We start from the raw sequence: 4,866 nt of genomic DNA, 5'->3' as shown, positions 1-4,866 counted from the left end.
AAACACAAAGAGCTGGGCAGTGGTGAATGACCCACATAACCCAGCTCTTCGTAGTAGCTCAAGTTTCTGACTTTTCGTCCCCTTCAGCAAACCCAGGGACTTCTCTCAGATATTATCTTGAATGATACCCAGGATAGAAATCAGGGCCCTGGATGTTGTCCCACTGCGCCCCAATATCTGCCCACTCTACAAACAGGTATCTCTCATCCTGCGTGAGGAATTTATCATGCATTACCCTTCCTTCAACCGGGAATACATTCTCTCTCGGCGCAAATTGACTCAGCGGCGTCTCATACAACCTCCAAATCAGCAAGCTGTTGATTGCCGACGATGGATTGATGTACTTGCCCCCCAGATTCGTATCCTTACCCCTCTGCGACTCAAGCAAGCTGTTGTATGCACGACTGAATGCAGCTAAGCCGTCAACTGCCACCAACTCTCCACCGCCACTTAAATCAGGCGGATTGCTCGCATTGTGACAATTCGCACACTTCGCATCAATGATCGGCTGCAGATCCCTGCGGAAATCCACCGTCCTCCTCTTCTCATCCGTTAAACCTTCCACCGGCTGAGATGTAGTTCCTGACGGACCTCCATAGTACACGTCTGACGGTACCACCACATCATCTCCATGCTTTACTCCCTGATAGGAACCATTCCTGTCAAACTTCAGGTATGCAAAGGCAAAGGGTGAATCATAGTGGCTCCTGTCATCATACCACCAGTTGTACAATGATTTCGCATGGGTATTCTGATACGCCCTGCCTCTATATGAACCATCATGACATCCACCGCAAATCCTGCCATGATATGGCCGCAAATACGCCCAGGACAACCCGCTCTGCACGGCCATCCCCTTGTCGTCTAAAATCTGGATGTAGTACGGCGTATCTGATGTCTGAGATGTCACCACGGAACCATCATCCTCCACACTCTGATATCCAATGATCCTCCTCTGCTGGAATGCCGTACCCGAGTTGCTGCTCGACCTGCATCCACCCAAGAGATGACTCCCTGCCCCAGCCCTGAACCTGCTCGCATCTGGCTCAACGCACTGTACTCCCTCCACAATCCTCACGGCCTTCACATCGCCAGGTTTCATTACCTTTGTCCTCTGGCTTGGATACGGACCTATCTCTGTATCCGTTAACGTCGTGTCAAAGCAATTCCACGTACCCCAGGAATGTGGATACCCCTCCACCTTCACCTGATCAAACGGCTGATACGTCACCACCGTTACACCAAAATTCTTTCCTGCTGTAAAGGTGTTGATCCACCTCGGCCTGTACTTTACATACACCGGCGCTGGCTGATGTTCATTCCACTCCGGATCATTGTATACCAATTCTCCTGCCTTGCCATTCTTGCAATCAAACCAGTAGATACCAAAATCTCCCCTCTCTGCATATGACACCAACATCCTGTCATCCGGAAGAGGATACGGGCTCCTGTACAATCCACCGTCATCCTTCGTCAACCTTTCATAGGTCTTGTTATAAGGAGCGTCCCAACTGACTGCGGCCAGTTGACCAACCCCCCAGTTCATGTACGGTGATTCTACAAACACCAACTTCCTATCCCCAAAGGTGATCTTGGCCTGAGACCTGCCACATGCACCACCAATTTCATCGGGACAGTTACCATAAATTGCCCTTGGATATGCACCATCCCAGTTATCCACTTCCAATAACACCCTGCCTTTTCCCTCTGCCCTGCTGCCATTGGCCTGGACGCTGGAAAACAGGATGTTTCCATCCGGCGTCAACGAAGGATCGTAGTTCGAACTTACGTTGTACGTGATCTGATCGATCGTAGTATTCAGGTTTGGAAATTCTATACCTGAAAGCACGTGGCCGGTTATTCTCTCCGTCACATGCCCGCCCTGCGTATCCAACCGGAAAAGATTATACGCATACGGATTGTGGAACTCGTCCATCACGCCATCCGGTGAACCGGCAAAAATGATGAACCCCGTTTTGTCAACCGTACCCCTCTCCTTCCAGTCTCCCTCAAAATACCGATCACGCCATATGATGCGACCCTTGCCTTCTTCTATACTGCCAGCCGCATAATAGATCGGGCTACGGCACGTGCCCTTATAATCGGTCATCTGCCTTACACCACTGCCATCAATGTTCATCTCCCATATCTGGCATCCGCCGCCCTTCTTATGGATTCCGGCAAAAGCAAACTTCTTGCCATCCCAGTACGTGCAAGGATCAAAGGCTGATGCAAAATCATTGGTCAATACCTTTATTTCCTTCGTCTTTAAATTATAGGAAACAATCCTGCTCCCCTCTGACACATAATGCGGATAGTTCTGATAAGGATCCCCTTTTGCCGTCCTCGGTGACTGGGTAAATATTACCACATCCACAGGACCCTGAACCTCTTTCGACATCCCGCAATAATCCGTCCATAAGGCCTTTCCCTGCTTCGAACCGCCCGTTAGTACCTGATTGCCCGACGCAAAGATATCCCCACAGACCAACGCACCGGCTATCAACGCCGATACCATTACCCCTCCTATTATCCTCTTACCCATTTGTTGGTCCTCTCCTTTCACTTACTCTCTTAAAATGTATTCCACTCAATTCAATTACCCGATCACCAACACCACAACCTTACAGCGCCTTCAGGAACTCTACCAAATCCTGCAAATCCTGCTGACTCAGTTGAGATGTCCTTCCATGCATGTCCTTCTCATTTACCGTGTTGTTGATCGTGTCTATCAACGTCCTGGCACTACCGTCATGAAAATATGTCCCTGACGCATAAATGTCTCTCAGGGTCGGCGTATCAAATTCCTTCACCAGGTCCAACCCAATGATCGGCGTATCGCTCTCTTCACCATAAGGATCCTCGCCCGCCTCCAACGCCTTTATGTTAAACACCTTGCCGGGCGTTGACCTGAAACCCTTTACTCCAATACGACCCGTCCCCACATCATGGGTCTGTGCATCGCTAAACAATGCCTTCGGATCCGATGCATCACCAGGATGACACTCCGCACATCCTACCTTAGGATCGTTAAATATCTTCTCACCTCTCTTCTGTGCCTCTGACAAACCACCATCCGCAGTCCTGAACGGGCTTCCTGTAAACTCCAACGCCCTGATGTAACAAATCAGCGCATCCAGCCTCTCCGGTGAAAAGTTCTCACTCCTGAACACGAACCCAGGGTCTCTTCCGCACACCCTGTCCAACGCACTCGTGGCGCCTACGATCTCATCCGGATGACCCGTAAACCCCTCATGCCTGAATGGCGGCAAATACCTTCCACCGCGAATGTACTTCACATTCTTCCAGCTTCCCCATCCTTCGTCTCCCAAGTCCCAAATTAACCCCGTTGTCTGACCCCTCTCGTAATGACAACTGGCGCATGAATACTCACCCTGCAATCCCCATGATGCGTCATTGAATATAAACTGCCCGTACCTCACCAACTCACTCTTAAACGGTGAGTGTTTTACCCGGTAATGTACCTCAGGCACCGTTAACGGCTCACCCCTTGGAAGAGGCTCCCACTCAGGACCCGTCTGGATTGTTGCTATCACCTGCGGTGTACCAGCCATTATCTCCCCGGTCGTCACCACCCCTGCTATACCAAGGGCTGCAATCAAACCAATTTTCATACTCGTTTTCATCTTCTCTTATCCTCCTATACCTTAGATATACTCCTGTTACAAACTCACTCAATTACATCTTTACCTGTTAATCCACCGGCGTCCTTATTACTGACACATTGTTGGAAAAATAGTTGGCTGCATAACAAATCTTTCCGTCCGGAGACAGACATACTGAACTTGGCCCAAGACCTGTCGGCACCCTGGCCACCAAGTAATCTCTTGCCAACCCCAGGTCATCCCTCAAATAATCAAGTTCTTCCTGGGAATTTCCTCTCACAATACCCAACACTTTGTTCATGTCCAGTATTGTCACCCGATGCATCCCTCTTATCCCAACGTACAAATACCTGCCCTTCGGATCCATCGCCAACCCATAGGGATCACCACTATAGTTGTTAAGATCGTCCAACGGCAACCTCGCCACTTTTCCACCCGGCTTGGTCTCCAACACCGCTATGTTGTTCGTAAATACCTGACCATTCTCTGCCTCGCATACCGGCAACCAGTTCTTCGGGCTCTGGTAGGTCACCACCACGTACTGACCATCCGGCGTATACACAATATCCCTCAGGTTGGAACTATCCCGGATCACCCTCTTCTCCGTTACCTTCCCGGTTGCAAGATCGATGAAGTTTACACTCCTGTTTATGGAACCTACCGTGTCACAAACTACCGCTATCGTCTTCCCGTCCGGCGACATGTCCAACGTCCTTGGACCGTAATCACTTGTGTATATCGACCTGACTTTCTCCATCCTTCCCGTATCGATTACATCTATCGTGTTCCACATACAACCGGAACATGCAACGTACGCGGTCTTCCCGTCCTTCGAAATCTTTACCCCGCTTGGCCAGTCACCTACCTTGATCTCCTTGACTACCTGCTTCCGCGCCATATCAATTATCGATACGCTATCGCTCTCAGCGTTACATACATACAAAAACGCATTGTCTGGCGTGGGTGCTGCCGCCTCAGGCTGTACTCCAACCGCCACCTCGCCTACCACCTTCTGCGTCTTCGCATCCACAAATGTCACACTGTGACCAGACTGATTACATATATACAACATTCCCCCATCAGGAGACGTCGTAATAAAAAACGGCGACGGCATATCTGTCTTCACATGCGTCCCCTGGATAAAACCACCACTCGCTACTCCACCCCCCGCCATCACCAACCCCAATACCACCGCTCCTATCCATCCTCTTCCTTTCATCGCTCTTCCTTCCCTCCTAAT

Annotated in this window: 3 protein-coding genes; all 3 read right to left on the bottom strand. The window is 50.1% G+C overall.

Annotated elements, in window-relative coordinates:
• Window positions 1-112 precede the first annotated feature (112 nt).
• Complete coding sequence (hzsA, locus tag BIY37_RS12965) at window positions 113-2,545, bottom strand: hydrazine synthase subunit alpha (protein ID WP_080325085.1); 2,433 nt, start codon at window positions 2,543-2,545, stop codon at window positions 113-115.
• Window positions 2,546-2,624: 79 nt separating this feature from the next.
• On the bottom strand, window positions 2,625-3,647 hold the full coding sequence (gene hzsC, locus BIY37_RS12960) for a hydrazine synthase subunit gamma (protein WP_080325084.1): 1,023 nt from the start codon (window positions 3,645-3,647) through the stop codon (window positions 2,625-2,627).
• Window positions 3,648-3,714: 67 nt separating this feature from the next.
• On the bottom strand, window positions 3,715-4,866 hold a 1,152-nt coding region (gene hzsB / locus BIY37_RS12955; RefSeq protein WP_080325083.1), incomplete at its 5' end, for a hydrazine synthase subunit beta.

It is taken from the genome of Candidatus Brocadia sapporoensis, from assembly GCF_001753675.2.
GTDB classification, from domain to species: domain Bacteria; phylum Planctomycetota; class Brocadiia; order Brocadiales; family Brocadiaceae; genus Brocadia; species Brocadia sapporoensis.
The sequence above is the reverse complement of the archived record's forward strand: the minus strand, read 5'-3'. Positions and strand labels throughout refer to the sequence as shown.